The organism is Streptomyces sp. NPDC001156 (assembly GCF_053598275.1).
On sequence record NZ_JBSFJX010000028.1, the window covers coordinates 54031 to 80760 of the forward strand.

At 70.3% G+C, this 26730-nt stretch carries 26 protein-coding genes and 1 pseudogene; 16 read left to right on the top strand and 11 right to left on the bottom strand.

Translation table 11 applies throughout. The annotated features are described in order from the left end of the window. Nucleotides 1–23 precede the first annotated feature (23 nt). Entirely contained in the window at nucleotides 24–794 is a 771-nt protein-coding gene (locus tag ACWDA7_RS16785) for a VOC family protein (protein WP_450604996.1), read from the bottom strand. A 60-nt stretch (nucleotides 795–854) separates the two neighbouring features. Continuing rightward, entirely contained in the window at nucleotides 855–1247 is a 393-nt protein-coding gene (locus tag ACWDA7_RS16790; RefSeq protein ID WP_450604998.1) for a VOC family protein, read from the bottom strand. Between the two features lie 72 nt (nucleotides 1248–1319). Between ACWDA7_RS16790 and ACWDA7_RS16795 the strand changes: the two genes are divergently transcribed. Beyond that, nucleotides 1320–1880 carry a GNAT family N-acetyltransferase gene (locus tag ACWDA7_RS16795; protein WP_450604999.1) on the top strand — a complete coding sequence of 187 codons (561 nt, stop codon included), beginning with the start codon at nucleotides 1320–1322 and terminating at the stop codon, nucleotides 1878–1880. Nucleotides 1881–1907: 27 nt separating this feature from the next. Here ACWDA7_RS16795 and ACWDA7_RS16800 read toward each other — a convergent pair whose 3' ends face one another. Continuing rightward, nucleotides 1908–2591 (bottom strand): glycerophosphodiester phosphodiesterase, encoded by a 684-nt coding sequence (locus ACWDA7_RS16800; protein ID WP_450605001.1) that lies wholly within the window; start codon nucleotides 2589–2591, stop codon nucleotides 1908–1910. 500 nt (nucleotides 2592–3091) lie between these two features. On the opposite strand from ACWDA7_RS16800, the gene ACWDA7_RS16805 reads away from it, so the two are divergent. From ACWDA7_RS16805 to ACWDA7_RS16825, 5 genes are all read left to right on the top strand, one after another. Next, nucleotides 3092–4489 carry a DUF6421 family protein gene (locus ACWDA7_RS16805; RefSeq protein ID WP_450605003.1) on the top strand — a complete coding sequence of 466 codons (1398 nt, stop codon included), beginning with the start codon at nucleotides 3092–3094 and terminating at the stop codon, nucleotides 4487–4489. Between the two features lie 35 nt (nucleotides 4490–4524). Continuing rightward, the gene (locus ACWDA7_RS16810) at nucleotides 4525–5277 is read left to right on the top strand and encodes an SDR family NAD(P)-dependent oxidoreductase (RefSeq protein ID WP_450605040.1); all 753 of its coding nucleotides are present in this window, start codon (nucleotides 4525–4527) and stop codon (nucleotides 5275–5277) included. Further along, nucleotides 5274–6344, top strand: coding sequence for a threonine aldolase family protein (locus tag ACWDA7_RS16815; protein WP_450605005.1), 1071 nt, complete (start codon nucleotides 5274–5276; stop codon nucleotides 6342–6344). Before ACWDA7_RS16810 ends, ACWDA7_RS16815 begins: the two co-directional genes overlap by 4 nt. Nucleotides 6345–6433: 89 nt before the next feature. Then, nucleotides 6434–7027, top strand: coding sequence for a transglutaminase domain-containing protein (locus ACWDA7_RS16820; RefSeq protein ID WP_450605007.1), 594 nt, complete (start codon nucleotides 6434–6436; stop codon nucleotides 7025–7027). Between the two features lie 8 nt (nucleotides 7028–7035). Then, the gene (locus tag ACWDA7_RS16825) at nucleotides 7036–7728 is read left to right on the top strand and encodes a B3/B4 domain-containing protein (RefSeq protein ID WP_450605009.1); all 693 of its coding nucleotides are present in this window, start codon (nucleotides 7036–7038) and stop codon (nucleotides 7726–7728) included. A gap of 6 nt (nucleotides 7729–7734) precedes the next feature. Here ACWDA7_RS16825 and ACWDA7_RS16830 read toward each other — a convergent pair whose 3' ends face one another. Then, complete coding sequence (locus tag ACWDA7_RS16830) at nucleotides 7735–8463, bottom strand: lysophospholipid acyltransferase family protein (protein WP_450605011.1); 729 nt, start codon at nucleotides 8461–8463, stop codon at nucleotides 7735–7737. Nucleotides 8464–8664: 201 nt separating this feature from the next. Then, entirely contained in the window at nucleotides 8665–9081 is a 417-nt protein-coding gene (locus ACWDA7_RS16835) for a DUF4395 domain-containing protein (protein ID WP_450605013.1), read from the bottom strand. Between the two features lie 75 nt (nucleotides 9082–9156). Here ACWDA7_RS16835 and ACWDA7_RS16840 point away from each other — a divergent pair, with 75 nt between their 5' ends. The 4 genes from ACWDA7_RS16840 to ACWDA7_RS16855 all read left to right on the top strand — a co-directional run bounded on the left by ACWDA7_RS16840 (nucleotide 9157) and on the right by ACWDA7_RS16855 (nucleotide 12532). Next, a complete protein-coding gene (locus tag ACWDA7_RS16840) occupies nucleotides 9157–9570 on the top strand; it encodes a TlpA family protein disulfide reductase (RefSeq protein ID WP_450605042.1) in 414 nt (137 codons plus the stop codon). Nucleotides 9571–9889: 319 nt separating this feature from the next. Continuing rightward, nucleotides 9890–10399: a flavin reductase family protein gene (locus ACWDA7_RS16845; RefSeq protein ID WP_450605015.1), complete on the top strand. Its 510-nt coding sequence runs from the start codon at nucleotides 9890–9892 to the stop codon at nucleotides 10397–10399. A 328-nt stretch (nucleotides 10400–10727) separates the two neighbouring features. After that, complete coding sequence (locus ACWDA7_RS16850) at nucleotides 10728–11513, top strand: electron transfer flavoprotein subunit beta/FixA family protein (RefSeq protein ID WP_450605017.1); 786 nt, start codon at nucleotides 10728–10730, stop codon at nucleotides 11511–11513. 56 nt (nucleotides 11514–11569) lie between these two features. Continuing rightward, nucleotides 11570–12532 (top strand): electron transfer flavoprotein subunit alpha/FixB family protein, encoded by a 963-nt coding sequence (locus ACWDA7_RS16855; RefSeq protein ID WP_450605019.1) that lies wholly within the window; start codon nucleotides 11570–11572, stop codon nucleotides 12530–12532. A 55-nt stretch (nucleotides 12533–12587) separates the two neighbouring features. On the opposite strand, the gene ACWDA7_RS16860 is transcribed toward ACWDA7_RS16855, so the two are convergent. Beyond that, nucleotides 12588–13493, bottom strand: a complete 906-nt coding sequence (locus ACWDA7_RS16860; protein WP_450605021.1) for an endonuclease/exonuclease/phosphatase family protein — start codon at nucleotides 13491–13493, stop codon at nucleotides 12588–12590. A 218-nt stretch (nucleotides 13494–13711) separates the two neighbouring features. Between ACWDA7_RS16860 and ACWDA7_RS16865 the strand changes: the two genes are divergently transcribed. Beyond that, on the top strand, nucleotides 13712–15016 hold the full coding sequence (locus ACWDA7_RS16865) for a DUF6986 family protein (RefSeq protein WP_450605023.1): 1305 nt from the start codon (nucleotides 13712–13714) through the stop codon (nucleotides 15014–15016). Nucleotides 15017–15255: 239 nt separating this feature from the next. On the opposite strand, the gene ACWDA7_RS16870 is transcribed toward ACWDA7_RS16865, so the two are convergent. Further along, entirely contained in the window at nucleotides 15256–16320 is a 1065-nt protein-coding gene (locus ACWDA7_RS16870) for a LacI family DNA-binding transcriptional regulator (RefSeq protein ID WP_450605044.1), read from the bottom strand. A 221-nt stretch (nucleotides 16321–16541) separates the two neighbouring features. On the opposite strand from ACWDA7_RS16870, the gene ACWDA7_RS16875 reads away from it, so the two are divergent. Then, entirely contained in the window at nucleotides 16542–17501 is a 960-nt protein-coding gene (locus ACWDA7_RS16875) for an ROK family protein (RefSeq protein ID WP_450605025.1), read from the top strand. A 316-nt stretch (nucleotides 17502–17817) separates the two neighbouring features. Here ACWDA7_RS16875 and ACWDA7_RS16880 read toward each other — a convergent pair whose 3' ends face one another. Both ACWDA7_RS16880 and ACWDA7_RS16885 read right to left on the bottom strand, forming a co-directional pair. Continuing rightward, nucleotides 17818–19359 carry an NPCBM/NEW2 domain-containing protein gene (locus ACWDA7_RS16880; protein ID WP_450605027.1) on the bottom strand — a complete coding sequence of 514 codons (1542 nt, stop codon included), beginning with the start codon at nucleotides 19357–19359 and terminating at the stop codon, nucleotides 17818–17820. Between the two features lie 170 nt (nucleotides 19360–19529). Beyond that, nucleotides 19530–20165: pseudogene (locus tag ACWDA7_RS16885) on the bottom strand (glycoside hydrolase family 27 protein); the annotation flags it as partial. Nucleotides 20166–20592: 427 nt separating this feature from the next. On the opposite strand from ACWDA7_RS16885, the gene ACWDA7_RS16890 reads away from it, so the two are divergent. Together ACWDA7_RS16890 and ACWDA7_RS16895 are read left to right on the top strand one after the other, a co-directional pair. Beyond that, nucleotides 20593–20787, top strand: coding sequence for a hypothetical protein (locus ACWDA7_RS16890; RefSeq protein WP_359396557.1), 195 nt, complete (start codon nucleotides 20593–20595; stop codon nucleotides 20785–20787). Between the two features lie 151 nt (nucleotides 20788–20938). After that, nucleotides 20939–21979, top strand: a complete 1041-nt coding sequence (locus ACWDA7_RS16895; protein WP_450605029.1) for an NUDIX hydrolase — start codon at nucleotides 20939–20941, stop codon at nucleotides 21977–21979. A gap of 206 nt (nucleotides 21980–22185) precedes the next feature. Here ACWDA7_RS16895 and ACWDA7_RS16900 read toward each other — a convergent pair whose 3' ends face one another. After that, entirely contained in the window at nucleotides 22186–23541 is a 1356-nt protein-coding gene (locus ACWDA7_RS16900) for a M20/M25/M40 family metallo-hydrolase (protein WP_450605030.1), read from the bottom strand. 183 nt (nucleotides 23542–23724) lie between these two features. Here ACWDA7_RS16900 and ACWDA7_RS16905 point away from each other — a divergent pair, with 183 nt between their 5' ends. Further along, nucleotides 23725–24957 (top strand): geranylgeranyl reductase family protein, encoded by a 1233-nt coding sequence (locus tag ACWDA7_RS16905; RefSeq protein ID WP_450605032.1) that lies wholly within the window; start codon nucleotides 23725–23727, stop codon nucleotides 24955–24957. Nucleotides 24958–24969: 12 nt separating this feature from the next. Here the strand turns inward: ACWDA7_RS16905 and ACWDA7_RS16910 are convergent, their stop codons facing one another. Continuing rightward, nucleotides 24970–25419: a nitroreductase family deazaflavin-dependent oxidoreductase gene (locus ACWDA7_RS16910; protein WP_450605034.1), complete on the bottom strand. Its 450-nt coding sequence runs from the start codon at nucleotides 25417–25419 to the stop codon at nucleotides 24970–24972. A gap of 341 nt (nucleotides 25420–25760) precedes the next feature. On the opposite strand from ACWDA7_RS16910, the gene ACWDA7_RS16915 reads away from it, so the two are divergent. Further along, complete coding sequence (locus ACWDA7_RS16915; protein ID WP_450605036.1) at nucleotides 25761–26453, top strand: TetR/AcrR family transcriptional regulator; 693 nt, start codon at nucleotides 25761–25763, stop codon at nucleotides 26451–26453. Nucleotides 26454–26730 lie beyond the last annotated feature (277 nt).

Below are 26730 nucleotides of genomic sequence, written 5' to 3' on the forward strand. Positions count from 1 at the left end.
GCCGCCGGGGCGCCCGACAGCGCCTAGTCCTCGGCCTCCGGGCCTTCCGTGTACACGCCGAACACGGCGCCCTGCGGGTCCTTCAGGACGGCGATGCGGGGACCGTCGGGGACCGATACCGGTTTCGTCTGGACGCTCGCACCCGCCTGCGTCGCCGCGGACACCGTGCTGTCCACGTCCTCCACCGCGAAGTAGGGCAACCAGTGTGGCGGCACCTCGGCCGCGAACCGGTCGTCCATCGGCAGCATGCCGCCGAAGTCGGCGTCGTCGATCCCCCACTGCGTGTATTCCTCGGAGGCGTTCACGCTCCAGCCGAAGACCGTGGTGTAGAAGTCGGTGACCCTGTCGGGTTCCCGGGTCAGCAGCTCCACCCAGCCGAGCGAGCCGGGCGCGTTGAACAGCCCCGCACCGGGAAAGGTCCGCTGCTGCCACATCTGGAAGGCCGCGCCGCCCGGGTCGCGCGCAACCGTGAAGCGGCCGGCGTCGAACACGTCGATCGGCCCGAGGATCACCGTGCCGCCGGCCGCCCGCACCGCTTCCGCCGCCGCTTCCGCGTCGGTCACCGCGAACGACACGTTCCAGGCGACCGGCTGTGACTCCTGGTACAGCGGCGAGAGGGCCGCGACCGCCGCGTCGCCGAGATGCGCGACCGTGTACCCGCCCGCCTCCTGGCGGGGATCCGTCTCCGGCCGCCAGCCGAACAGGTCGGCGTAGAACCGCTTGGCCGCCTCCATGTCGCTGGTACCGAGCTCGGTCCAGCAGGGTCCTCCGGGCACCGGTTTCTCGAGCCTCATGGCGTGCCTCCCACCGCTCGCGTCCCCTTCAGAGGCTAGTCCCGCACCCGGCCGGAGGCATCAGATTCCCGGGCGGTACCGCAGGGGGTGGTCGGCCGGGATCTCCACGAGCACGATCTGTGTGCCGTCCGGGTCCTCGATCCACATCTCGATCAGGCCCCAGGGCTCCTTCACGGGCGGCCGCACGATCTCGACCCCTGCCTCGGCCAGTTCCCGGTGTGCGACCGCTACATCCGGCACCTGCAGCCAGAGCTTCAGAGCGGGGGAGGGCCGCGCCTCGTCGCGGCCCGCCACTTCCAGGAAGCCGCCGCCGAGGAAGTACACCACTCCGCGCTCCGGCCCCGTGCCGAACTCCCGGTAGACCGGGAGCCCGAGTTTCCCGCCGTAGAAGGCCCGGGAGCGCTCCGGGTCGGAGGGGCGCAAGAGGATGCGGCTGCTCAGTACGTGGACCATGCGTCCGGAGCCTAGTGCGAGGACTACTCTCGTCCGTGCCCGCGCCGCGCCACCGAAACGGAGAAGCAGTCCATGGACTCCGCCGCCACAGCAGCCACCGCCGCCACGACCGGCCTGATCTTCCGCGACGCCACCGACGCCGACGTCGACGCGCTGGTCGCGCTGATCGAGTCGGCCTACCGCGGCGACTCCAGCCGGGCCGGCTGGACGACCGAGGCGGACATCCTGCAGGGGCAGCGCACCGACCCCGAGGGCGTGCTCGAGGTCATCGGCGCGGCGGACAGCCGGCTACTCATGGTCGAGCGGGGCGGGGCGCTCGTCGCCTGCTGCCAGCTCGAGCGCCGGGACGACCACGCCTACTTCGGCATGTTCGCGGTCAGCCCGGCGCTTCAGGGCGCGGGCCTCGGCAAGGTCGTCATCGCCGAGGCGGAGCGCACGGCCCTCGAGGACTGGGGCGTCTCACAGATGCATATGACCGTGATCTCCGTCCGCGAGGACCTCATCGCCTGGTACGAGCGGCGCGGCTACCGCCGTACCGGACGGATGACCCCCTTTCCGTACGGCGACGAGCGCTTCGGCATCCCGCAGCGCGCCGACCTGCAGTTCGAGCTGCTGGTCAAGCCGCTGGTCTGACTCCGGGCGCGGCGCCCGGAGCGACGCTCACGCGGTGAACCGGCCGGTGCGCTTGATCTCCGGGTAGTCGGTGGTCGCGCCGTCCAGTTCCAGGGCGCGGACCAGCCGCAGGTGGTCCAGGGTGTTGACGACCCAGGCGATGATCCTCAGGTCCGCCTCGCGGGCGTGCTCGACGACCTCGAGGGTGAGCCGGCGGATGTTGAGGCAGACCGTTCCGGCGCCGGCCTCGACGGCGCGCTCCACCACATCGGGTCCGTAGCGGCCGGCGATCAGGGCGGTGCGCACGCCCGGTACCAGCCGGGCGATCTCGGCGACGGCCTCGTCGTGGAACGACGACACCTCCACCCGGCCCACCAGGTCCCGGCGGTGCATGACCTCGGCCAGCGCCCGCGCGGCCGCCACGTCCTTGATCTCCGCCTGGACCGGCGTCCGGACCGCGTCCAGGACCTCCTCGAAGACTGGCACGCGCTCACCACGACCGGCGTCCAGGGTCCGCAGCTCGGCGAGGGTCTTCTCCGCGATCGGTCCGGTGCCGTCGGTCGTACGGTCCACGTCGGCGTCGTGCATGATCACGAGGGCGCCGTCCTTGCTCAGATGCAGATCGAGTTCGATCAGGTCCAGGCCCGCGTGCTCGGCGGCGACGAAGGACCGGAGGGTGTTCTCGGGCTCGACACCCATGACTCCGCGGTGACCGATGGTGAGGAAGTTCAAGGTTCAACTCGCTTCCGTCGACGGCGGCTCGGCTGCCGCGCACGGCGTCCCGACACCGGCACGGCAAGGCCGCAGCCTAATGGCCCGGCTCTCCGCTGAACCCGCTCGTGCACGGCCAATGGGTACGCGGCGCGGCGTGAATCCGGACGGTCCCGCCGACCGTGTGTCGCTCTATGGTGGGCGTGTCGCTAGGGCGTTGACTCATGCCGTGTCCGCCCGTCCGGCCGGACTTCGCCCCTCTCGTCTCAGATGTCCCGCGGCCGCCGTCCGCTCTGAGCGTCACCCGGTGATGGGTGTTCCCGAGGCCTGGCCGGCTCGCCGGCGGCCTTCGCGCAGTCGGGTGATGGTTCGAGGAACTCATCGACCTGTGGGCGTCCGACAGGAAAAAGAGCGGTGAAGCCGGGGGGAGGGCAGGATAATTTCCCGAGGGCCCTCTTGCTGGAAGAAACCTCGTATGCATACGGTGTCCTTACGCGAGGTTCTCCCGTGGAGGTTGGGTCATGACGGAAATTCTTGTGCAGCTGGGTCCGGAGGGGCAGGTTCCTCCGCAGGGCAGGGTGGTGGACCATCCGGCTTGGCCCGTGCTCAAGAGTGCCGTGGAACAGATCCGGCCATGGCAGTCCAAGGACGGCTCCATCGACTTCGACGCCGAGGCCGCGCCGGCCCCGGCTGACGCCGTCCTCGCGGTGCGCCGTGTGGCGGACGCCGTCGCGGAGCTCTCCCTGCTGCTGCCGCACGACAACGCCTACCACGAGGCGCTGGTGAAGGACCTGCACCGCTGGGCCGACGACGGCTTCAAGGTGCCGGACTTCCTTGACTCGCTGCTGGCCTTCCAGCCCGCCGCGGACCGCAGGGACGGGCTCCAGCACCTGGTCGTCTTCCCGATGTACACGCAGAACGGGAACCCCGACCGCAACCTCGAAGCGGTCGTCCTGCGCATGGTCTGGCCCGACTGGCTCGCCGAGCTGGAGGCCACCCGCTACGACAACCCGCTGTTCTGCGGCATCACCTTCGAGGACTTCACCGCCGGTTACGACACCAACTCGGCTGTCCTCTTCCCGGAGACCATCGCCGTGCGCGAGGCCCCGGAGCGGTTCTCCTGGGGCGGCATCTTCTGCGACCGCGAGGCGGCCCGCTTCCGCCGTGTCACCGCGGCCGCCGTCGACCTCCTGGGCCTGGAGCTGCCCGAGGACATCGCCGCCATGGTCCACGACCAGGAGCGCTGTCAGCAGGCCTTCGTGCTGTGGGACATGGTCCACGACCGCACCCACAGCCACGGTGACCTGCCGTTCGACCCCTTCATGATCAAGCAGCGCCAGCCGTTCTGGATGTACGGCCTGGAGGAGCTGCGGTGCGACCTCACTGCCTTCAAGGAGGCCGTGAAGCTGGATGCCGACGGCTTCCCGCAGGGTCGTGACGTGCAGTACGCGGTGCTCTTCGACCGTATGTTCCGGTTCCCGGTGACGGGCGAGCGTGTGCGCAACTACGACGGTCTCGGCGGCCAGCTGCTTTTCGCCTACCTGCACAAGCACGACGTGGTCCGCTGGACGGACAACAAGCTGTCCATCGACTGGCAGCGCGCCCCGCAGATCACCAACCAGCTGTGCACGGAGATCGAGACGCTGTACCGGGAGGGCATCGACCGCCCGAAGCTCGTCCACTGGTTCAAGGCCTACGAACTGGTCTCCACCTATCTCGCCCCGCACCCGGGCTCCACGTGGGCCAAGGGTCCCGACGCCCTCGACCTGTCCCTGCCGCCGCGCAAGCTCGTCGATGACGTGCTTCCGGACGAGTTTCCGCTGAGCATGTTCTACGAGGCACTGTCCAAGAAGCTGAAGAATGTGATCGCCTCCACCAAGGGCATCACGGCGGACGGCGCCGAGCGGATCGCCGCGTGAGCGACCGCACCAACACTGCTCAGCAGGAGGCGAAGATGGGGAACGGGAACGGGCCACTGAGCGGTGCGGTGATCGCGGTGGCCGGCGCGGGCGGACCCGCCGGCCGGGCGACACTGCAGCGCCTGGCCGATGCGGGAGCGACCGTCGTCGCGGCGGACAACGACCCCGAGCGGCTCTCGGAGGCCGTGGACGCGGCCCGCTACGCCCACGGCGGCGCCACGGTCGTCGGGGACACCGTGGACCTCCTGGACCTGCAGTCCACCCATGCCTGGGCCACCCACATCGAGAAGGACTTCGGCCGCGTCGACGGCGTCGTGCACCTCGTCGGCGGCTGGCGGGGCAGCGAGACCTTCACCAAGACCAGCCTCGACGACTGGGACTTCCTGGAGCTGCTGCTCATCCGCACCGTGCAGCACACCACGCTCGCCTTCCACGAGGCGCTGCAGCGCAGCGACCGCGGCCGGTACGTCCTGATCAGTGCCGCGGGCGCCAGCAATCCCTCCGCGGGCAACGCCGCCTATGCGGCCGCCAAGGCCGCCGCCGAGGCGTGGACGCTGGCCATGGCCGACTTCTTCCGCAAGGCCGGGGGCGCCGAGGGACCGCGTGCGGCGGCTACGATCCTGGTGGTGAAGGCGTTGGTGCACGACGCGATGCGCGCCGAGCGTCCCAACGCGAAGTTCGCGGGCTTCACCGACGTGAAGGACCTGGCCGAGGCCATCGCCGGGGTCTGGGAGAAGCCCGCAGCCGAAGTGAACGGAAACCGTCTGTGGCTGACCGAGAAGCCGTGAACCCTCCCAGGACCGACGCGCGTCGCCACCACGACCCGCAGGTCCGCGGTTTCGCAAGCGACAACTACGCCGGGGCGCACCCGGAGGTGCTCGCCGCCCTGGCCGTGGCCAACGGCGGCCATCAGGTCGCCTACGGCGAGGACGCGTACACCGAGAACCTGCAGGGGATCGTCCGCGGTCACTTCGGGGCGACGGCCGAGGCCTTCCCGGTCTTCAACGGCACCGGTGCGAACGTCGTCGCCCTCCAGGCGGTCACCGACCGCTGGGGCGCGGTCATCTGCGCGGAGAGCGCGCACATCAACGTCGACGAGGGCGGCGCCCCCGAGCGCATGGGCGGGCTGAAGCTGCTCACCGTGCCCACGCCGGACGGCAAGCTCACGCCCGAGCTCATCGACCGGCAGGCGTACGGCTGGGACGACGAGCACCGCGCCATGCCGCAGGTCGTCTCGATCACCCAGAGCACCGAGCTCGGCACCCTCTACACGCCGGAGGAGATCCGCGCGATCTGCGAGCACGCCCATGCGCACGGGATGAGGGTGCACCTGGACGGCTCGCGGATAGCCAACGCGGCCGCTTCCCTGAACGTGCCGATGCGGACCTTCACCAACGCCGTGGGCGTCGACATCCTCTCCCTCGGTGGCACGAAGAACGGCGCGCTGTTCGGCGAGGCGGTCGTCGTCATCAACCAGGACGCCGTCCGCCACATGAAGCACCTGCGCAAGCTGTCCATGCAGCTCGCCTCAAAGATGCGCTTCGTGTCAGTGCAGTTGGAGGCCCTGCTCGCCAAGGACCTGTGGCTGCGTAATGCCCGTCACTCCAATGAGATGGCGCAGCGGCTGGCGGAGGGCGCGCGTGCGGTCCACGGCGTGGAGATCCTCTACCCGGTGCAGGCCAATGGCGTCTTCGCCCGTCTGCCGCACGATGTGAGCGAGCGGTTGCAGAAGCGCTTCCGCTTCTACTTCTGGGACGAGGCCGCGGGCGTCGTGCGCTGGATGTGCGCCTTCGACACGACCGAAGAGGACGTGGACCGGTTCGTGGCGGCCCTCAAGGAGGAGATGGCGCGGTAGCGCCCGGCCGAGGTCAGATTCTGCATAGCTATGCGGCCGATCGAAAATCAATTGCTCGATGATCGGCCGCATTCCTATGCTCTGCGGGCATGGAGCTGATCCAGCAGACCCCTGACCTTTACGCCTGCCTGGTCGCCGACGAGGTCATCGACCATCATCATCCGGTGGTTCGCAGCACCACCGCACGCCTCGCGAGCCGTGCGGTGGACTCGTATACCTATGCGCAGGCAGCGTACGAGTTAGTACGCGACTCCATTCCGCACTCCGGCGACAGCGGCGATCCGCGGGTCACCTGGCGCGCCTCCGACGTGCTCGAGCAGCGCACTGGCATCTGTCATGCCAAGGCGCACGCGCTGGCCGCCCTGCCGCGCGCCGAGGACATCCCGACCGCGCTCTGCTACCAGCGGCTTCGGTGCGACGACGGCGACGGCCACATCGTCCATGGGCTGGTCGCCGTGCGGTTCGGCGGCGCCTGGCACCGGCAGGACCCTCGCGGCAACAAACCGGGCGTCGACGCCCGGTTCTCCCTCGACGGGGAGCGGCTGGCCTGGGTACCCGAGAAGGAGTGCAATGAAGCGGACTATCCAGTCCTGTATGCTGTACCTCATCCGGTCGTGCTGAACGCCCTCCAGGCCGCGCCCGGCCGAGAGACCCTCGGGAAGACGCTCCCCACCGCACTCTGAGGCAGGCGATGACTCCCAACCTGACCGTGTCCGACGCGGTGCGCACCCTGGCGCCCGGCTTCACGCACATCGCGATCGAGGCCCACGCCCTCGTCAACGGGCCGAGCACCGAAGGCACTGCGGCCCTGCTCGACGACGCGGCCCGTCGGCTGGCGGTACGCCTGGACGGCCGCGCACCGCACGAGGATCCCCACATGGCGGCCTGGCGTGCGACGTACACGGCCTTCGGCGCCAAGCCCTCGCGGACCCGCAACTCGGCCGAGGCGCTGGCGAAGCGCGCTCTGTCCGACGCCGGCCTGCCCCGGATCAATGTGCTCGTCGACATCTACAACGCGATCAGCGTCGCCCATCTGATCCCGGTCGGCGGAGAGGACCTCTACCTCATCGAGGGTTCCATGCACCTCGTACGAGCCACGGGCGAGGAGGAGTTCGTGACCGTGGCGGAGGGCGAGGAAGCGGTCGAGCACCCGGACGCCGGCGAGGTGGTCTGGCGCGACGAGAGGGCCGTGACCTGCCGCCGCTGGAACTGGCGCCAGGGACCGCGCACCCGGCTCACGGAGAATTCCACCTCGGCACTCTTCCTGCTGGAGGGCCTGGCTCCGATGCCGGTGTCCGAGATGGAGCAGGCCGGAGCCGAACTCGCCGAACTGCTCGAGAAGTTCAGCCCTGGGGCGCGGATCACCGTCCACGCCCCTGCCTGACCTGGGTCAGTGCGCCTCGGCGGCGCGCAGCTGCTCGGGGGTGGGTGCCGTGCCGCCGAGGTGGGCGGGCATCCACCAGGTGTCGTCCAGGCTCTTCGGGCGCACGGGGTAGGCGCGCTGCGCGGCCTCCAGCAGTTCCTGGACGCGCTCGCGCATCTGGCGTGTGAGCGCACCCGCGTAGGTGTCGCGCGAGGCTTCGACTGCCTCGCCGACCCGGATCGTGATCGGGGTGTGGCTGCGCCGGAAGTTGCGTGGGTGCCCCTTGGTCCACAGCCGCTGCGTACCCCACACGGCCATCGGGATCAGCGGGACACCTGCCTCCTGGGCCAGGCGCACGGCGCCCGACTTGAAGCTCTTCAGCGTGAAGGACTGCGAGATCGTGGCCTCCGGGAAGACCCCGACGACCTCGCCCGCCTTGAGCGAGCCCAACGCGTGCTCGTACGCCGCCTCACCCTGCTTGCGGTCCACCGGGATGTGCTTCATCGCGCGCATCAGCGGGCCGGAGACCTTGTGCCGGAAGACGGACTCCTTGGCCATGAAGCGCACCAGACGCTTCTGGGGGAGTGCCGCGAGGCCGTTGAAGATGAAGTCCAGATAGCTGATGTGATTGCTCACCAGCACCGCGCCGCCCGACCGGGGGATGTTCTCCGACCCCTTGCAGTCGATCTTGAGGTCCCATGCCTTGAACATCGTGAGGGCGAGACCGATGACGGGACGGTAGACGAGCTCAGCCATGGACGGGACAGACCCTTCTCTATGCCTGGGAAGGGACTCCCGGCGGAAGTTACGCTGCCGTAGGTTTGCGGCATCTCGCAGATCGTGCCCGAAGAACGGACGCGGGGCCAGTTCTGGTGCCGGTGCGCGGCGAGATCCTCGTCACGTCACCCGTCCGCAGCACTTGTCGGCGCGCCTGCGCAGCGCCCTGCCGCCGTCCGGCTACTCCGCACGCATCACCGCCCGGCGTACCAGCAGATACAACTCGCACCCCAGGCAGTACCCGAACGCGGCATTGAGGAAGGCGGCGGCGAGCGCGGCCCCGGTCGCCGCGAATGCGAGCCACTGCCACCCGGCGACATAGCCCACGAGCCCGAGGGCGGCGAAGACGAGGCCGACCGCCTGTGCGAACTGCGGTGGTTGCGGGGCCTCGAACTCCGTCGGCGGCCCGATCCGGGGCCGTACGAACCTCCGGAACAGCCACCCGTAGGGAGCTCGCGTCACACCCCCGGCCGCGCCCAGGGCGAACACCAGGAGCTGCCAGGCCAGTAGCCAGGCGCTGCCGGTGACCAGGACGACGGCCAGCACCACGGTCGTCACGGCCGCCCCGAAACGCGGCCCCCTCGTATCGATGTCCATGAATCAAGCATTCCGCAGCGGCAACGATTCCTGGAGTCGGGAATCTTTGCAGTCTTGTGAATGCTGGAGCTGATGATGAGCGGACTCGTGGTGTGTGTGACCGTGCTCGTACTGGCGAGTGCGTTCGGAGTGCTGCACCGGTGGCGGAGCGGGAGAGTGAGAGTGCGCGTGCGGGACGGCGGAAAGCGGCTCGGTGCCGCCGAGTTGGGCCAGGGGCTCGGCGAGCGGGCGACGCTCGTCCAGTTCTCCAGTGCCTTCTGCGCCCCTTGCCGGGCGACCCGGCGGGTCCTCGTCGAGGTGGCAGACATGGTGCCCGGTGTCGCCCATGTGGAGATCGACGCCGAGCAGCGGCTCGAACTCGTCCGAGCGCTCGACATCCTCAAGACGCCCACCGTGCTCGTCCTGGACGCGGACGGGCGGATCGTTCGACGGGCCACGGGGCAGCCGCGCAAGGCGGATGTGATCGCCGCGCTCGGCGAGGCGGTCTGACACCTCCTCGGCCGCACGGCCAGGCCCTCCGAAGCATGTGAGGTGACTGTGAGGCAGCGGATGACGTATCTCCCAGATACCGGAACCGACTTGACTGCACCCACCATCTATCGTCAGCCTGACCCCATGCCCCCGGAACTCCATCTCTTCGAACGGGTCCACGTGGACCTGGCCCGCACCGCGAGTGCGCGCTGTCCGGACTGCTGAGTAGCCACGGATCATCCCCCGCCGGCGGCCCTTCCCCCACTCTCGGCTCTGCTCGAGCGGGGGTCCCATGAGCGGGGAGCCCTCCACGTCACCGTCGCAGAAGGACAGTTCCATGACGGCCACGCCCGGCCTCGGTACCCCTCAGCTCGCCTCGCCCGACTTGCTGCGCTCCGTTTTCCGGCGGCACGCGGCCGGAGTGGCCGTGATCACCGCCCAAGGGAGCGGCAGGCCGGTCGGCTTCACCGCCACCTCCCTCACTTCCGTCTCCGCCGAGCCCCCGCTCATCTCGTTCGGCATCCGGGCCGGCTCCTCCAGCTGGGCCGTCATCTCCGAGGCCGACCACGTCGGCGTGCACATACTCGGCGAACACCAGGAAGCCCTGGCCCATACGTTCGCCAGGAGCGGCGCCGACCGCTTCGGCGCGCCCACACGGTGGCGCCAGGGGCCCGAGGGGGTTCCCGTGCTGGACGACGTGCTCGCCTGGCTCGTGTGCCGTGTCGTCGCGCGCGTCCCCGCGGGGGACCATCGCATCGTGCTCGCCGAGGTCGTCCTGGGCGACCCCTCGGGAGCCGGGCGCCCGCTGCTCTATCACCAGGGACGCTTCAACGGCCTGAGGGACTGAGCACCCGCCGCCCGGGACGGGGGCGCCTCGACCGCCTGTCGGTCTGGGCGCGCACCGGGACGCTGGGAGCGCCTGTCGGTCCGGGCGCGTGCCGCCGGAGGAAGCCACAGCCCGCTCCGCCGGCTTGAGGGCCGGTCGTCCGGCTGGTTACGCAGCGTTGTCAAGGTCACAGTTCAAAGCGCTTGCTTAGCGGGCATTCACTGGATGTACTGGTGAGTAATATTTCGTTCGGAGCGCGGGGTCGCCCCGACCGGGATCGGCCGCTTCAGGCGCCTATGCTGCCTGGAAGAAGGCAGCCCAGAAATGACGATGCAGTAGGAGAGCCGGCGTGAGCTTGAGGATCGTTGTCACTGTGAAGTATGTGCCCGACGCCACTGGCGACCGGCACTTCGCCGATGACCTGACCGTCGACCGGGACGACGTGGACGGTCTGCTCTCCGAGCTCGACGAATACGCGGTCGAGCAGGCGCTGCAGATCGCGGAGGGCGCCGACGACGCCGAGGTGACCGTCCTGACGGTGGGTCCGGAGGACGCCAAGGACGCGCTGCGCAAGGCCCTGTCGATGGGTGCCGACAAGGCGATCCACGTCGAGGACGACGACCTGCACGGCACGGACATCATCGGCACCTCGCTGGTGCTCGCCAAGGCGATCGAGAAGGCCGGGTACGACCTGGTGATCTCGGGCATGGCGTCCACCGACGGCACCGCCGGTGTGGTCCCCGCGCTGCTGGCCGAGCGTCTGGGCGTCCCGCAGGTCACGCTGCTGTCCGAGGTGTCCGTGGAGGACGGCGTGGTCAAGGGCCGCCGCGACGGCGACACGGCCTCCGAGCAGCTTCAGGCGCAGCTGCCGGCCGTCGTCTCGGTCACCGACCAGTCGGGTGAGGCGCGTTACCCCTCCTTCAAGGGCATCATGGCGGCCAAGAAGAAGCCGGTTCAGTCCTGGGACCTGTCCGACCTGGAGATCGAGGCCGATCAGGTCGGTCTCGAGGGTGCCTGGACGAAGGTCGAGGCCGCGGCCGAGCGCCCGGCGCGTACCGCGGGCACCATCGTCAAGGACGAGGGCGAGGGCGGCAAGCAGCTCGCTGAGTTCCTCGCCAGCCAGAAGTTCATCTAAGGCTCCCAGTCTCACCGCCCCTGAAGACTTCGCAATCCGCTAGGAGATCCATTCCCATGGCTGAAGTTCTCGTCTACGTCGACCACGTGGACGGTGCCGTCCGCAAGCCCACCCTGGAGCTGCTCACGCTGGCCCGCCGTATCGGCGAGCCGGTCGCCGTAGCCCTCGGCGCGGGCGCGGAGAACACCGCCGCCGCGCTCGCCGAGCACGGCGCCGTGAAGGTCCTGACGAACGACGCCCCGGAGTACGCCGACTACCTGGTCGTCCCGAAGGTGGACGCGCTGCAGGCCGCCTACGAGGCCGTCTCCCCGGCCGCGGTCCTGGTGCCGTCCTCCGCCGAGGGCAAGGAGATCGCCGCCCGTCTTGCCCTGCGCATCGGCTCGGGCATCATCACCGACGCCGTCGACCTGGAGGCCGGCGACGAGGGCCCGGTGGCGACCCAGTCGGTGTTCGCCGCCTCCTTCACCACCAAGTCCCGTGTCAGCAAGGGCGCCCCGGTCATCACCGTCAAGCCGAACTCGGCCGCGGTGCAGGCCGCCCCGGCCGCCGGTGCGGTCGAGGCGCTGACCGTGTCCTTCTCCGACAAGGCCACCGGCACCAAGGTCACCGCCCGTACGCCGCGTGAGTCGACGGGCCGTCCGGAGCTGACCGAGGCCGCGATCGTGGTCTCCGGTGGCCGCGGTGTGGGCGGCGCGGAGAACTTCGCGGTCATCGAGGCGCTCGCCGACTCCCTCGGCGCGGCCGTCGGCGCCTCGCGTGCCGCGGTGGACGCGGGCTGGTACCCGCACACCAACCAGGTCGGCCAGACTGGTAAGAGCGTGTCCCCGCAGCTGTACATCGCCTCCGGTATCTCCGGTGCGATCCAGCACCGCGCCGGTATGCAGACCTCGAAGACGATCGTCGCGATCAACAAGGACTCCGAGGCTCCGATCTTCGACCTGGTCGACTACGGCGTGGTGGGTGACCTCTTCGAGGTCGTCCCGCAGCTGACCGAGGAGATCAAGTCCCGCAAGGGCTGAGCGGCTTTACGGGCACGAGGCCCCGCTACCGCCGGTGCGGTAGCGGGGCCTCTTGTCATCCCAGGGTGAGCGACGCCTGCACGGGCAGGTGGTCGCTGGCGAACTGGCCGTTGTGCGAGAAGGTGTTCACCGAGGCCCGGTGCGCCGAAACGCCGGGTGTGGCCAGGATCCAGTCGATGCGGTCGCCGTTCGGCTTCAGCGGCCGGTAGCCGTGGAAGGTGCCGTACAGCGCGGAGTGCTCCTCTGCCGTATCCCAGGTGTCGACGAGTCCGGCGCCGAGAAGTGTGTCGTAGACGGGATTCCTGTGGGCCGCCGTGTTGAAGTCGCCCGTCACCACGACCGGCAGTGAGCGGTCGAGTCCAGCGATGCGGTCGGTGATCAGAGAGGCGGCGCGCGAGCGCGCATACTGACTGGCGTTGTCCAGGTGGGTGTTGAGGAGGTAGAACTCCCGTCCGCCCTGGCGCACGTCGCGGAAGCGGACCCAGGTGACCATGCGGATGCAGGCACCGCCCCAGGTGTTGGATCCGATTACCTCCGGGGTGTCGGAGAGCCAGAAGTGGTCGTACTCCATCGGAGTGAGCCGCAGGGTGTCGTAGAAGACGGCCACGAACTCGTCACGGCTGCCGCCCGCGCGGCCCGTGCCGATCCATGCGTGGTCCGCTCCGAGGTCGGCCGCGATGTCGCGGACCTGTTGGTAGAGGCCCTCCTGGGTCCCGAGGACGTGCGGCCGCTCTCTGTGCAGCAGTTCGCGCATCACCGGTCGTCGGACGGCCCAGCTGTTGGGTTCGGTGGTGCTCGCGAAGCGCAGGTTGAACGACATGACCTCCAGACGGCTGTCCTGCGGATCGGTGGCCGAGGCGTGCTGAAGGGACAGAGCCGTACTCGACAGCGGGAGGGTGACCGCGGCCGCCGCGACGCTCTTGAGGCCCAGGCGGCGCGTGACTCGGCTGAGGTGGGGCACGAGGGGCTCCTTGCGAGGCGGGTGCCGGACGAGCCGGGCGCACCGTAGTGTGACAGAGCCGTATCAGGCGGGCGTGAACATGGCAAAGGTGGGCGTGTCTCCCATGGAAGGCGAGGAAGGCCCGGCACGCAAGAGGGTGTTGACCGGCGCCGAGAGCCGCGGATAGCTTCGTTCTACGGATTGTTGATTCCGTGGAGCGGAAAACGGGAGGGTGTGGGATGGGCGAGGGCCAGCAGGAGCGGGTGGCGACGAGCCTTGCGGGATCCGTCAGCGAGGAGATCAGCGCCTCTCTCGCACCGGTCGACCGAGAGCTGGAGCTCCGCTATCCCGGTGACCGCGGCACGCGCCAGCCCGTCCACACGGTCTACGTCCCCGCGGACGCATTCACCGCCGGAACCATCCGCTCCTGGGGTGACCAGGCCCTCGCCTCCCTGGACGAACACGCCCCGGACGCCGAGTCGTTGGCCGCCGTCCTGGGGCTCGCCGACGAGTTGGCCGGGCCCGTCCACGACCGTGTGCGCGCGAAACTGCGGCGCGAGCCGGTGGAAGACCTGAGGGTGGACTTCGAGGACGGCTACGGCCACCGCCCGGACGCCGAGGAGGACGAGGCAGCGGCCCGCGCAGCCCGGCTGATCGCCGGGGCGTATGCGAACGGCACGGCAGCGCCGTACATGGGCATCCGGATGAAGTGCATGGAGGCGGCGGTACGGGAGCGCGGGATCCGCACGCTGGACATCTTCCTGACGGGCCTTGTGGAGGCCGGCGGTCTGCCCGACGGGCTGGTGCTGACGCTGCCCAAGGTCACCTACGCCGAGCAGGTCACCGCCATGGTGCGGCTGCTGGAGGCGTTCGAGAAGGCGCGCGGCCTCCGGCCCGGGCGGCTCGGTTTCGAGATCCAGATCGAGACCAGCCAGGCCATCCTCGCCGCCGACGGCACCGCGACGGTCGCCCGGATGATCCACGCCGCCGGGGGCCGCGCCACCGGACTGCACTACGGCACCTTCGACTACAGCGCCTGCCTCGGGGTGTCCGCGGCCTACCAGGCGAGCGACCACCCGGCCGCCGACCACGCCAAGGCGGTCATGCAGGTGGCGGCCGCCGGCACCGGCGTACGCGTCTGCGACGGCTCAACGAACGTCCTGCCGGTCGGCCCCACGGAGAAGGTCCACGAAGGCTGGCGGCTGCACTACGGGCTCACCCGGCGGGCGCTGGCCCGCGCCTACTACCAGGGCTGGGACATGCACCCCGGACACCTGCCGACCCGGTACGCCGCCGTGTTCGCCTTCTACCGCGAGGGCTTCGAACAGGCCGCGGCACGGCTCACCCGCTACGTCCATCGCACCACCGGCGACGTCATGGACGAGCCCGCGACCGCCAAGGCGCTCAGCGGCTATCTGCTGCGGGGGCTGGACTGCGGCGCGCTGGACGTCGAGGAGGTGGCGAAGACCACCGGCCTGACCCGGGCGGACCTGGAGGGCTTCGCTGCGCCCAGGCGAGGCGATCTCACGATCTCGGGGACCTGAGAGCAGCCTGCGTTCGAGGCAGGGCTCCCAGACGGGTGTCGGCACCCACGGCCTGCACGGCGGCACGGGATCCGAGCGCCCGGCCCTGCACCCGGGAAGGGCCGCGGCACGGATGCGGCCGGCGGTGGACGGCCCGCACTTCACCTACGGCGGCCGTGCGGGTGCTCCGCCCCGAGCCTTCAGCCACGTGCGGCCTCACAGGGTTCCCGGGTGCCCGGGAACCCGGCGAGCGTCATCCCTCAGTCGGCGGGCGGGAGTTCGCCGGAGCCGCGGGTGATCAGCCGGGTCGGGAGTTCGATGCGCTCAGGGGCGATCAGAGTGCCGTCGAGCTGGCGGAACAGCCGCTCGGCGGCGGTGCGGCCGAGGGCGGCGGCGTCCTGGGCGACGACCGTGACGCCGGGCTTGAGGAGGTCGGCCAGCTCGAAGTCGTCGAAGCCGACCAGGGCGACCGGGCGGTCGTGCTCGGCGAGGACACGGACGACGGTGACCGTCACACGGTTGTTGCCCGCGAAGACGGCGGTCACGGGGGAGGGACCCGACAGCATCTCCTCCGCGGCGGTGCGCACCCGATCCGGATCGGTGACGCCGAGGGACATCCAGGAGTCCTCCACGGATATGTCCGCGTCCTCCATGGCGGCGCGGTAGCCGCGCAGTCGCTCGGCCGCGGTGTGGATACGCGGCATGTCACCGATGAAACCGATGCGGCGGTGGCCGTGGGCGATGAGGTGGGCGACCCCGTTCCGGGCCCCGCCGAAGCTGTCGGACAGCACCACGTCGGCGTCGATCCGGCCGGCGGGGCGGTCCACGAACACCGTGGCGACGCCGGCCTTCATTTCCGGCTCCAGATAGCGGTGATCGTCGCCGGCCGGGATGACGACCAGTCCGTCCACGCGACGCGCGCACAGCGCAAGCGCCAGCTCCTGCTCGCGGTCCGGGTCCTCCGCGCTGGAACCGTTGATCAGCAGGGCGCCATGGGCGCGGGCGACTTCCTCGACCGCGCGGCTCAGCGGGCCGTAGAACGGGTCCGCGAGGTCCTCGAGGACCAGGCCGATGCTCGCGGTGCGGCCCTTGCGGAGCACCCGCGCACTGTCGTTGCGGCGGAAGCCCAGTGCCTCGATGGCCTCCTGGACGCGGCGTTCGGTGTCGGGGGTGACCCCGGGCTCGCCGTTGACCACGCGCGAGACCGTCTTCAGGCCGACTCCGGCTCGTGCGGCCACGTCCTTCATGGTCGGACGATTGCCGTAGCGGTTCTCGGGTCGTCGGGCGGTGTCGGGCACGATGCGCTGTCCTGTCCTGTCGTCCACGGGGGTGCGGCGGGCCCATGGGTGGTATGAGGATGTGGCGTCGAGCATAGAGCCTGGACAACGTTGTCAGATCCAGGAGACACTGTCCACCGCAATCTCCGGCCTGCGCCTTCCCTCACAGGCGCCTCCTGCCAGCGCCCGGCCGGGGGAAACCGGACCCATGGCGGCGGCCCGCCGTCCGCCGGGCCGGTACGACTGAAGCATTGGGAGATCTGACCAGGATGCACACCGACCTCGTGGCCGCACTCGACATCGGCGGCACCAAGATCGCCGGAGCGCTGGTGGACGGCCATGGCCGGATCCTGCTGCGTGCGCAGCGTGCGACGCCCGCGCAGGAGCACGGCGACACCGTCATGGGGGCCGTGGAGGAGGTCGTGGCGGAACTGGCGGTCTCGCCGTTGTGGAGCAGGGCGCAGGCCGTCGGCATCGGCAGCGCGGGTCCGGTGGACGCCTCCGCAGGAACGGTCAGTCCGGTCAACGTTCCGGGATGGCGCGGGTATCCGCTGGTGGAGCGGGTCCGGGCCGCGACGGGCGGACTGCCCGTCGAGCTGATCGGCGACGGCGTGGCCATCACGGCCGCCGAGCACTGGCAGGGCGCGGCCCGCGGCCACGACAACGCGCTGTGCATGGTGGTTTCGACGGGCGTCGGTGGAGGCCTGGTCCTGAACGGGCGCCTGCACCCCGGTCCGACCGGGAACGCGGGCCACATCGGGCACATCAGCGTCGACCTCGACGGCGATCCGTGCCCGTGCGGATCGCGGGGCTGTGTGGAGCGCATCGCGAGCGGGCCGAACATCGCCCGCCGCGCCCTGGAGGGCGGCTGGCAGCCGGGTCCGGACGGCGACGCCTCAGCGGCCGCGGTGGCGGCCGCGGCGCGTGCGGGCGACCCAGTGGCCGTGGCCTCCTTCGAGCGGGCCGCTCAGGCGCTGGCCGCGGGGATCGCCGCCACCGCGACCCTCGTGGAGATCGACATCGCGGTGATCGGCGGGGGAGTGGGCAAGGCGGGCGACGTCCTCTTCGCACCCCTGCGCAAGGCCCTGACCAATTACGCGACCCTCTCGTTCGTGCAGCGCCTGACCGTGACGCCCGCCCAGATGGGCACGGACGCGGGTCTCGTGGGCGCGGCAGCCGCGGCGCTTCGCGGCAGGGAGAACGCGGCGACGGTGGGCCTCCCGATCTGATCGCGGACGGAGACGACCGGCGCGCGGCAACGCGGAGAGCCGGGCGGGGAGCACGGGTACCGGGGCGGCGTGTACGGCTGCGCCCGGTGGACGGTGCCGCCTGCGCTTCCCGCGACGACATGGTGCGGGGCCGGTGCCGCTGCGGCTGCTGAGGTGAGTGGCGAGCGTCCCGGCAGGGGCCGCCGCATGTGCGCGAGGGGCCGGTAAGGCTCGTCCTGCCGTCGATGGCCGGCTCTGGGCCCCTCCCGCGCGAATCGGGAAGGCGCCCCCGTCGCTGGTTCATCGGGGGCGCCACGCGCGGCTCGGCGACTCGAGCTCAGCAACTCAGCTTCGCGTCCGCCCAGTCCGCATGGTCCGAGTCGATCCCGTCGCCGCCATCGGTGACGACGAGATGGACGACCCGGGCGCCCGTCACCTTCGCGGTGAGCGGCTGGGCGGCCGCCGCGTTGGTCAGCACCCCCGTCGAGGCGACCGTGGTGCCGTCCGCCGTGATCTCGAAGGCGACCGTGCCTTTGCTGCCCTTCTCGTCGTCCACGCCGACCTCCGCGGTCACCGTCTCGCACGCCCCGCCGGTGTAGTAGGCGATGTCGCTCGCGGCGTGTGCGCCGAGCCCCTTGGCGTATGTGACCCCGCCGATGGTGAGCGGATGGCCGTCACCCGCGGCACTCTCCCCGTTGCTGGTGTCGCGTTCCACCGGCCCGTACCCGTTGGTCGCCGACAACCACGGCAGATCGCTCAGATACGAGACCCCCGAGGGCGGTGGCACGACCACGGTCGCCGTCACCGGCACCACGCTGGCGACCCGCGCGCCCGTCGGCGACCGGTAGGCCGCCCTCAGCGTCAGGCCGTACGAGCCCGTCGCCGTGCCCGGGGGAGCGGTCACCTGCCACACCGTGTGCAGCGAACGTCCCGTCGGCAGCGCGCGAGCGGTCGCCCGCGAGGCCGCCGTCACCGTCCAGCCGTCGGGCCCGGTCAGCGTCACCGACACATCTCCGGCCGGTGTGCGGCCGAGGTCGGTGACCGTCGAAGTGACGGCAGCCGTCCGGCCGGATTCGACCAACGGACTTCCGTCCAGACCGAGTTCGACGGCCGGCGGATGCTGCGCCCAGTGCCGGTCCGCGGCGACGCGGACGAGGACCGTGCCGTGCGCAGGTACTGTCGCCGAGATCGTGCCGGCGGTGTTGTAACTGCGGTGCTGCCACAGATCGCGCAGCGTGTACGCGCTCGCCTCCGGTAGACCGACGGCCCCGGCGGTCGTGCTGATCCGCTGGGCGTCGCCCGTCTCGTTGAAGAGGGCCACCGCCCGGCTGCCGTCCTTCATCTCCTTGGCGACCACCCAGCGCCCGCCCTCCGAGGAGACCACCGTGCCCTGCTTGCCCAGCGGGTCCTGGTCGACGGCGATGACCTCCTTGTTGCCGAGGATCTCGAACGTCGCCGGGGAGGCCTTGCGCAGATCGGATCCGATGAGCAGCGGAGCGGCCATCACCGACCGCAGGGAGAAGTGGGTGCGGTACTCGGTGTCGGTCATACCGCCGTTGCCGACCTCCAGCATGTCCGGGTCGTTCCAGTGCCCGGGGCCCGCGTACGGCGCCAGTGGCAGGTTCTGCTTGAGGATCGACAGCATCGAGCCCCAGTTGTCGCTGATGTCGCCGGTGGTGCGCCACAGATGACCGACGTCCGAGGCCCATTCCCACGGCTTGTTCTGGCCCCATTCACCAAATGCCTCCGAGGACGCCCCGGCCTTCAGGCCGGGGAGGAATCGGACCCCTGCGGAGCAGGGCAGGAAACGGGGTTTCGCCCCCAGGGCGAAATACCGCCCACATGATCGGGTAAGGTGTGGGTGCGTTGCGAGAACCAAGCGCGCACCGTGCCGATCGAGAACCAAGACGGCACGCGCACCTCCAAGCTTTGCCGTACAAAACCGGGCTGGTTTCAACCCGGCTGGTGTTGATCGTGTAAGAGCTGCTGGTCGCTGACCCGCAGCCAACGTGAGCCAGGAATCCCCCTGCTTCAGCTGGGGGAGGATTCAAAGATGCTGTAGACGATGGGGCGGCCTGTTGTCCGTGTGGCGGCCTTGAGTGCGTCACGCATCGTGGTGTAGCGCAGTTTGGCGTCCACGCCCTGGTTGTTGCAGTTGTCGTACTTCAGGTAGTCCACGCCCCAGTCGGCGAACTGCTGCGCGTCGCTGTACTCGTGGCCGAGCGCGCCGGGGAAGCCCGCGCTGTTGCACGTCTTCGTGCCCGCGCTCGTGTAGATCCCGAGCTTCGGGCCCTTGGAGTGGACATAGTCCGCGACGGCCTTGATCCCGTTGGGGAAGCGCGCTGGGTCGGGCACGAGCTTGCCGTCCGTGTCGCGCGAGGGCAGCGCCCAGCAGTCGTCGAGGTTGACGTACTGGTACCCGGCGTCCTTGAGGCCCTTCTCGACGAACAGGTCCGCGATCCCCTTGACCATCGACTCGTTGAACTCGGCGCGGCAGTGCGTGGAGTTCCAGTTGTTGAAGCCCATGGGCGGGGTGAGGGCGAGGCCGTCGGCGAGCGCGGGCGTGACGGGGGCGGCGGCGGGTGCGGCCAGGGCCGGAGCGGCGAGCCCGGTCGTACACAACAGGACCGCGCCGAGCGCTCCGACCACTCTTCGGCGGGTTGTGCGGGTGAGAAGGTGACGCATCGTTACGTTCCTCTCTCTCGCGTTAGAGATGGGATGTCTGCATGCTCGCGTCAATCGTGTTCGCTTACGGTAGGCCGTGTTGGACTGTGGTGGAAGGGGGCCGGTAGAGCCTCGCCGATATGCGTCAGAATCCCGATGGTGGCCCTACATAGGAGCGAGATTCCGAACCTCGCGTTCGATTGTGATGTGACACTCCGGGAGAGGTGCGTGCCACAGTCACCGCTGATGGGTCTCGGCGTGCCCGGCGGTGTGGCAGGACATCGGATGTCAAGGAGGCAATCTCTTGCGCGGTGTGCGGTCGAGGCCGGCGCCGCCGCCATCGAACGGGGTGCCACCCGCGAAGTCCCGGGCCGGGCCGGACACTCGACTCCCGACGGCGCGTCAGCTCGTGCGTGACCCCTGCCCCGGCTCCGCAGTTGAACAGGGCATGAAGAAGCGCAGCATGCTCGCCATCGCCTCCCTCGCCACCGGATTCGTCGTGGCCGCCATCACTCCCTCGCCCGCCGCCGACCACGACGGGCTCGGCGACCTCAACGTGAAGGACACGTTCACCACCGTCGATCACACCATCGGCCACGACAGCCTGGCCGTGGACGAGGGCACCCTGGGCGAGAACAGCTGACGAGACCCTCGACGCGGTGCCGGTGCCTGTGGACGGCAGGGGGTGCCGGCGCCGCGGCACGCCGGTCGCCGGATGCGCCCTCATCAGCGTCGGGTTTCCGTGGCAGGGTGGAGCGGGCAAGCCACAGGGGGCCAACAGAAGAGGGGGAACCGTGATCGTCTGGATCAACGGTGCGTTCGGTGCGGGGAAGACGACCACCGCACGGGAACTGATCGAACTGATCCCGAACAGCACGCTCTTCGACCCTGAGGTCATCGGCGGAGCGCTCACGCACCTGCTGCCGGCGAAACACCTCGCCGAGGTCGGCGACTTCCAGGACCTGCCGATCTGGCGGCGGCTGGTGATCGACACGGCGGCCGCGATGCTCGCGGAACTCGGCGGTGTGCTCGTGGTTCCGATGACCCTTCTCCGCCAGGAGTACCGCGACGAGATCTTCGGTGGGCTCGCCGCCCGCCGCATCCCCGTGCGCCATATTCTCCTCGCTCCGGCTGAAACGATACTGCGGGAGCGAATAGCCGGTCGGGAGGTCCCACCGGACCTGCCCGACGGCGACATGCGGGTCCGGCAGTGGGCGTACGACCACATCGAGCCCTATCGCGCAGCCCTCGGCGCCTGGCTCACCGCCGACGCGTACCCCGTCGACACCGGCGCCCTCACCCCGCACGAGACCGCCGTGCGGATCGCCGAGGCCGTCCGTTCCGGCTCCGCGTCCGTGTGCGACATCGTGCAGACGCCCGAGCCGACCGCCGAAACCGTCGCCGCGGGCGTGCTGTTGTTCGACGAGCAGGACCGTGTGCTGCTCGTCGACCCCACCTACAAAGCCGGCTGGGAGTTCCCGGGCGGCGTCGTCGAACCCGGTGAGGCCCCCGCCCGCGCCGGCATCCGCGAGGTCGCCGAGGAGACCGGCATCACGCTGGACGAGGTCCCGCGGCTGCTGGTCGTCGACTGGGAACCCCCCATGCCGCCCGGCTACGGCGGACTGCGCCTCCTCTTCGACGGCGGCCGCCTCGACAGCGCCGAAGCCGGCCGTCTCCTGCTGCCCGGCCCTGAGCTTCGCGACTGGCGGTTCGTCACCGAGACCGAGGCGGGGGATCTGCTTCCGCCGGTGCGCTACGAGCGGCTGAGCTGGGCGCTGCGAGCACGCAAACGCGGCGCGGCGCTCTACTTGGAGGCCGGCGTCCCGGTCGGCTGAACCGCGCGCTGCCTGCCGACGGGGACGTTCGGACCGGCTCAACTGCGCTCTGCCCGCAGGCGGGACTGCCCACCGAGAAGCGGGGCGGAGACGCGAAAGGGGTGCGCCGACATCCGTGGGACGGGAGTGGACGGACCTCCGGCCCGCAGCGAAGTTCATTCGCCGCGGGCCGGAGCCATGGAGTTCGCCGCGTGGACCGGAGCCGGTCAGCTCGCCGCGTAGTTCTGCAGGAACAGCGCCTCGGTGACCGACAGACGCTCCAGCTCCTCGGGAGAGACGCTCTCGTTGACCGCGTGGATCTGCGCCTCCGGCTCGCTCAGGCCGATGAGGAGGATCTCCGCCTTCGGATACAGCGACGCGAGGGTGTTGCACAGCGGGATGGAGCCGCCCTGGCCGGCGTACTGCATCTCCTGACCCGGGTAGGCGACCGCCATCGCCTCGGCCATGGCCGTGTAGGCCGGGCTGGAGGTGTCCGCGCGGAACGGCTGCCCCTGCCCGATCTGCTCGGTCCGCACCCGTGCGCCCCACGGAGTGCGCGCCTCCACATGGGCCTGGAGCAGCTTCGTCGCCTCCACCGCGTCCACACCCGGCGGCACCCGCAGGCTGATCAGCGCCCGGGCGCTCGCCTGGACCGACGGGGTCGCGCCCACCACCGGCGGGCAGTCGATGCCGAGGACGGTCACGGCCGGACGCGCCCAGATACGGTCGGCGACCGACCCCGAGCCGATCAGCCCGACGCCCTCGAGCACCTTCGCGTCCGTGCGGAACTGCTCCTCGGCGTACTCGACGCCGGACCAGCCGGAATCCGACGCCAGCCCCTCGACCGTCGTCGACCCGTCCTCGGCCCGCAGCGAGTCCAGGACGCGGATCAGGGCGGCCAGCGCGTCAGGAGCGGCCCCGCCGAACTGGCCCGAGTGCAGATTCCCTTCGAGGGTGTCCACCTGGACCCGGACCAGGGTCATGCCACGCAGCGTCGAGGTCACCGTCGGCAGGCCGACGCGGAAGTTGCCCGTGTCGCCGATGACGATGGTGTCGGCGGTGAGCAGGTCCGGGTGCTCCTCGGCGTACCGCTCCAGACCGCCGGTGCCCTGCTCCTCGGAACCCTCGGCGATCACCTTGACGTGCACGGGCACGCCGCCGTTCGCCTTCAGGGCGCGCAGCGCGAGCAGATGCATGATGAGACCGCCCTTGCAGTCGGCGGTGCCGCGGCCGTACCAGCGGCCGTCGCGCTCCGTCAGCTCGAAGGGCGGAGTGGTCCAGCCGGCCGGGTCGAGCGGCGGCTGCACGTCGTAGTGCGCGTACAGCAGCACCGTCTTCGCGCCCTCGGGGCCGGGCAGGTAGCCGTACACCGACTGCGTGCCGTCCGGGGTGTCGAGCAGCGCCACGTCCTCGAAGCCCTCGGTGCGCAGCGCGTCGGCGATCCACCGGGCGGCGCCCTCGCTCTCGCTCTTCGGGAACTGGTCGAAGTCCGCCACCGACTTGAAGGCCACCAGTTCGGTGAGCTCTTCCTTCGCCTTGGGCATCAGCGAGGCAACGGCCTCGGCGACCGGATTCGACGACATGGGCACGCTCCTTGTAGGTGCGACGTTGTACCGATGAGTACGTCCTGTACGGGTATGCGTAGGCGCGTACTGGTGTGCAGTGCGCATACGCTGCCGATCCTCCCACAGTGGCCTGTGACGACGCCGCCGTAGGATGCGGGAGGCAGGTGCGGCAGTCGGTTGGATCGGAGGCAGTGGACCATCGTGAGCGGCGAGAACTCTTCAGCGGACGGCGTACAGCGGGTGTGGGACGTCGTCGTGGTGGGCGCGGGACCCGCGGGTGCCTCGGCCGCCTACGCGGCGGCCGTCGCGGGGCGCGGCGTGCTGATGCTGGAGAAGGCGGAGCTGCCCCGCTACAAGACGTGCGGAGGCGGCATCATCGGCCCCTCCCGCGACGCCCTGCCGCCCGGGTTCGAGCTGCCGCTGCGCGACCGCGTGCATGCGATCACCTTCTCCAACAACGCACGTTTCACCCGCACCCGCCGCTCCAAGAACATGCTGTTCGGGCTGATCAACCGCCCCGAGTTCGACCAGCAGCTCGTCGAGCACGCGATGAAGGCGGGTGCCGAACTGCGGACGGGCGTGACCGTTTCACGGGTCGAGCAGCATGGCTCGGCGGTGCCCGACCGGCGCACGGTCGCCGTTGTCCTGCAGGGCGGCGAAACGGTGCTGGCGCGCGCCGTCGTGGGTGCGGACGGCAGCGCCAGCCGCATAGGGGCCCACGTCGGAGTCAAGCTCGACCAGGTGGATCTGGGCCTGGAAGCGGAGATCCCGGTGCCGGAGACCGTGGCCGAGGACTGGAAGGGCCGGGTGCTCCTCGACTGGGGCCCGATGCCCGGAAGCTACGGCTGGGTCTTCCCGAAGGGCGACACGCTGACGGTCGGCGTGATCTCCGCGCGCGGTGAAGGCGCCGCGACCAAGCGGTACTTGGAGGACTTCATCGCCCGGCTGGGGCTCGCCGGCTTCGAACCGAGCATTTCGTCCGGGCACTTGACCCGCTGCCGCGCCGACGACTCGCCGCTGTCGCGCGGGCGGGTGCTGGTGTGCGGGGACGCGGCGGGGCTGCTGGAGCCGTGGACCCGTGAGGGCATCTCGTTCGCATTGCGGTCGGGGCGGCTCGCGGGGGAGTGGGCGGTGCGCATCGCGGAGGCCCACGACGCGGTGGACACGCGCCGGCAGGCTCTGAACTACGCGTTCGCGATCAAGGCGGGACTGGGCGTCGAGATGAGCGTCGGCAAGCGACTGCTGGCCGCGTTCGAGCGTCGTCCCGGTCTGTTCCACGCGGCTCTGACCGGGTTCCGTCCCGCCTGGAACGCGTTCAAGGACATCACTCAGGGGGCCACGTCGCTGGCCGAGATCGTCCGCAGCCGCCCGATCGCCCAGCGCGCGCTGACCGTACTGGACCCTCGGCCCGCGGGCGAGAGCGCCGGCTCCTGACCCCGGTGCGGGTCAGCTCTTGACCGTGATGTGGAAGACAGGGTGGTCCGGGGCGATGCGGCGCAGGTCCGCGTCCGGGGAGTCGGGCCCTACGCCCTTGAAGAAGACGCCGACCTCGGCCTTCCAGCGCTTGAGGTAGGCGCGCAGGAGCGGAACCTTGTCGTCGTCGGCGACTTCGGTCGCGGTGAACGCCTCCACGTTCTTCCCGAGGTGCAGTTCGCCGCCGCCGGCCGCGCGCATGTTGTGGGTCCACTGGACGTGACCGCGGGGGGCGAGCAGGTACTGCCGGCCGTCCACGGTCAGCAGGTTCACGGGAGTGGTGCGCCACTCACCGCTCTTGCGCCCGCGGACCGCGAGGACGCGGGACCCCCAGATGCTGATGCCGCGGCGGGTCAGCCAGGCCACCGCATTGTTGAAAACGTTGACGGTGAACCAGCCGGGCTTCTGCACGTGCGTGGACATGGCCGCATCCTCCTGGACGGAAAAGTGTGAGCAGTGCTCTCGCTTGGATGAGTATGGGTGCGATCGGCGCTCCAATGCAAGAGCGGTGCTCTCGTTGGTGTGCGGTGCTCTCGTTTTTGGGCGTCGCTTTACTTGGAGAGCGGTGCTCTGTCTGGCGGGACGCTCCCGGAGCGGCGTTGGCGGGTGCGCGGCGGGTGCGTGCGCGGCGGATCTGTGGTGGGTGCGGCGGCGAGTTCCTGCCTGCGGGGCCGTAGTCGAAGCGCACCGCATGATGTCCGGATCGGCACAGAGCACCGCTCTCGTTTGTGTGCACTGCTCCGCATCCGTGCAACACTGCCTGTATGAGCACTGCACAAGGGGCTCGCGCCCGTGCCCGGATCGAAGTCACCGCCGCCATCAAAGAAGAGGCGCGCCGACAGCTCGCCTCGGAAGGCGCCTCCAGACTGTCGCTGCGCGCGGTCGCCCGAGAACTCGGCATGGTCTCCTCCGCGCTCTACCGCTACTTCCCGAGCCGCGACGACCTGCTCACTGCCCTCATCATCGACGCCTACGACTCCCTGGGTGAGACCGCGGAGGCCGCCGACGCCAAGGCAGGCGATATCGCCCCCGCGCAGCGCTGGGTCACCGTGTGCGAGGCGGTGCGGGGCTGGGCGCTCGCGAATCCGCATGAGTACGCGCTCATCTACGGCTCGCCCGTGCCCGGTTACGCCGCGCCCGAGACGACCATCCCGCCCGCCTCCCGGGTCGGCCTCCTGCTCCTCGGCATCGTGCGTGACGCGTATCGGCAGCGCGGTGTGGCGCGCCCGCGGGTGCCCGCCGAACTCGAGCCCGAGGCCCGCCGTATGACCGCCGAGCTGGCGCCCGACCTCCCGCCGGAGGTCGTCACGGCCATGGTGGCCGCCTGGGCGCAGCTGTACGGGCTGGTCGGGTTCGAGTTGTTCGGGCAGTTCCACAACGTGGTGGAGGACCGGGGCGCGTTCTTCCGGCACGCGGTGGCTCAACTCGCCCATGGGGTGGGCCTGGTGTTCCCCTAAGAGTCATCCCGTGATGGGATGCCGTGCGACCAGTTCCTGTTCGGGTGCGCTGCCTGTGGGCGGTGCGTTCCCTAATAAGGCGGCTGTTTCGACGTGGGCCTTGTGCCGCTTGTGTGCGGGTCGGGTCTCATTCGGGGTGGGCCGGTACCGGTCGGTGGTGTTTTGCCGAGCAGAGGCCCGCTGCCCCGGAAGTCCGGGGGTGTGGGCTGCCGCGTGGGTGCGGCCCCTGCGGGGGCGGGCACCGCGCTGCGGTTGACTCGACAGGGCTTCTTGCAGC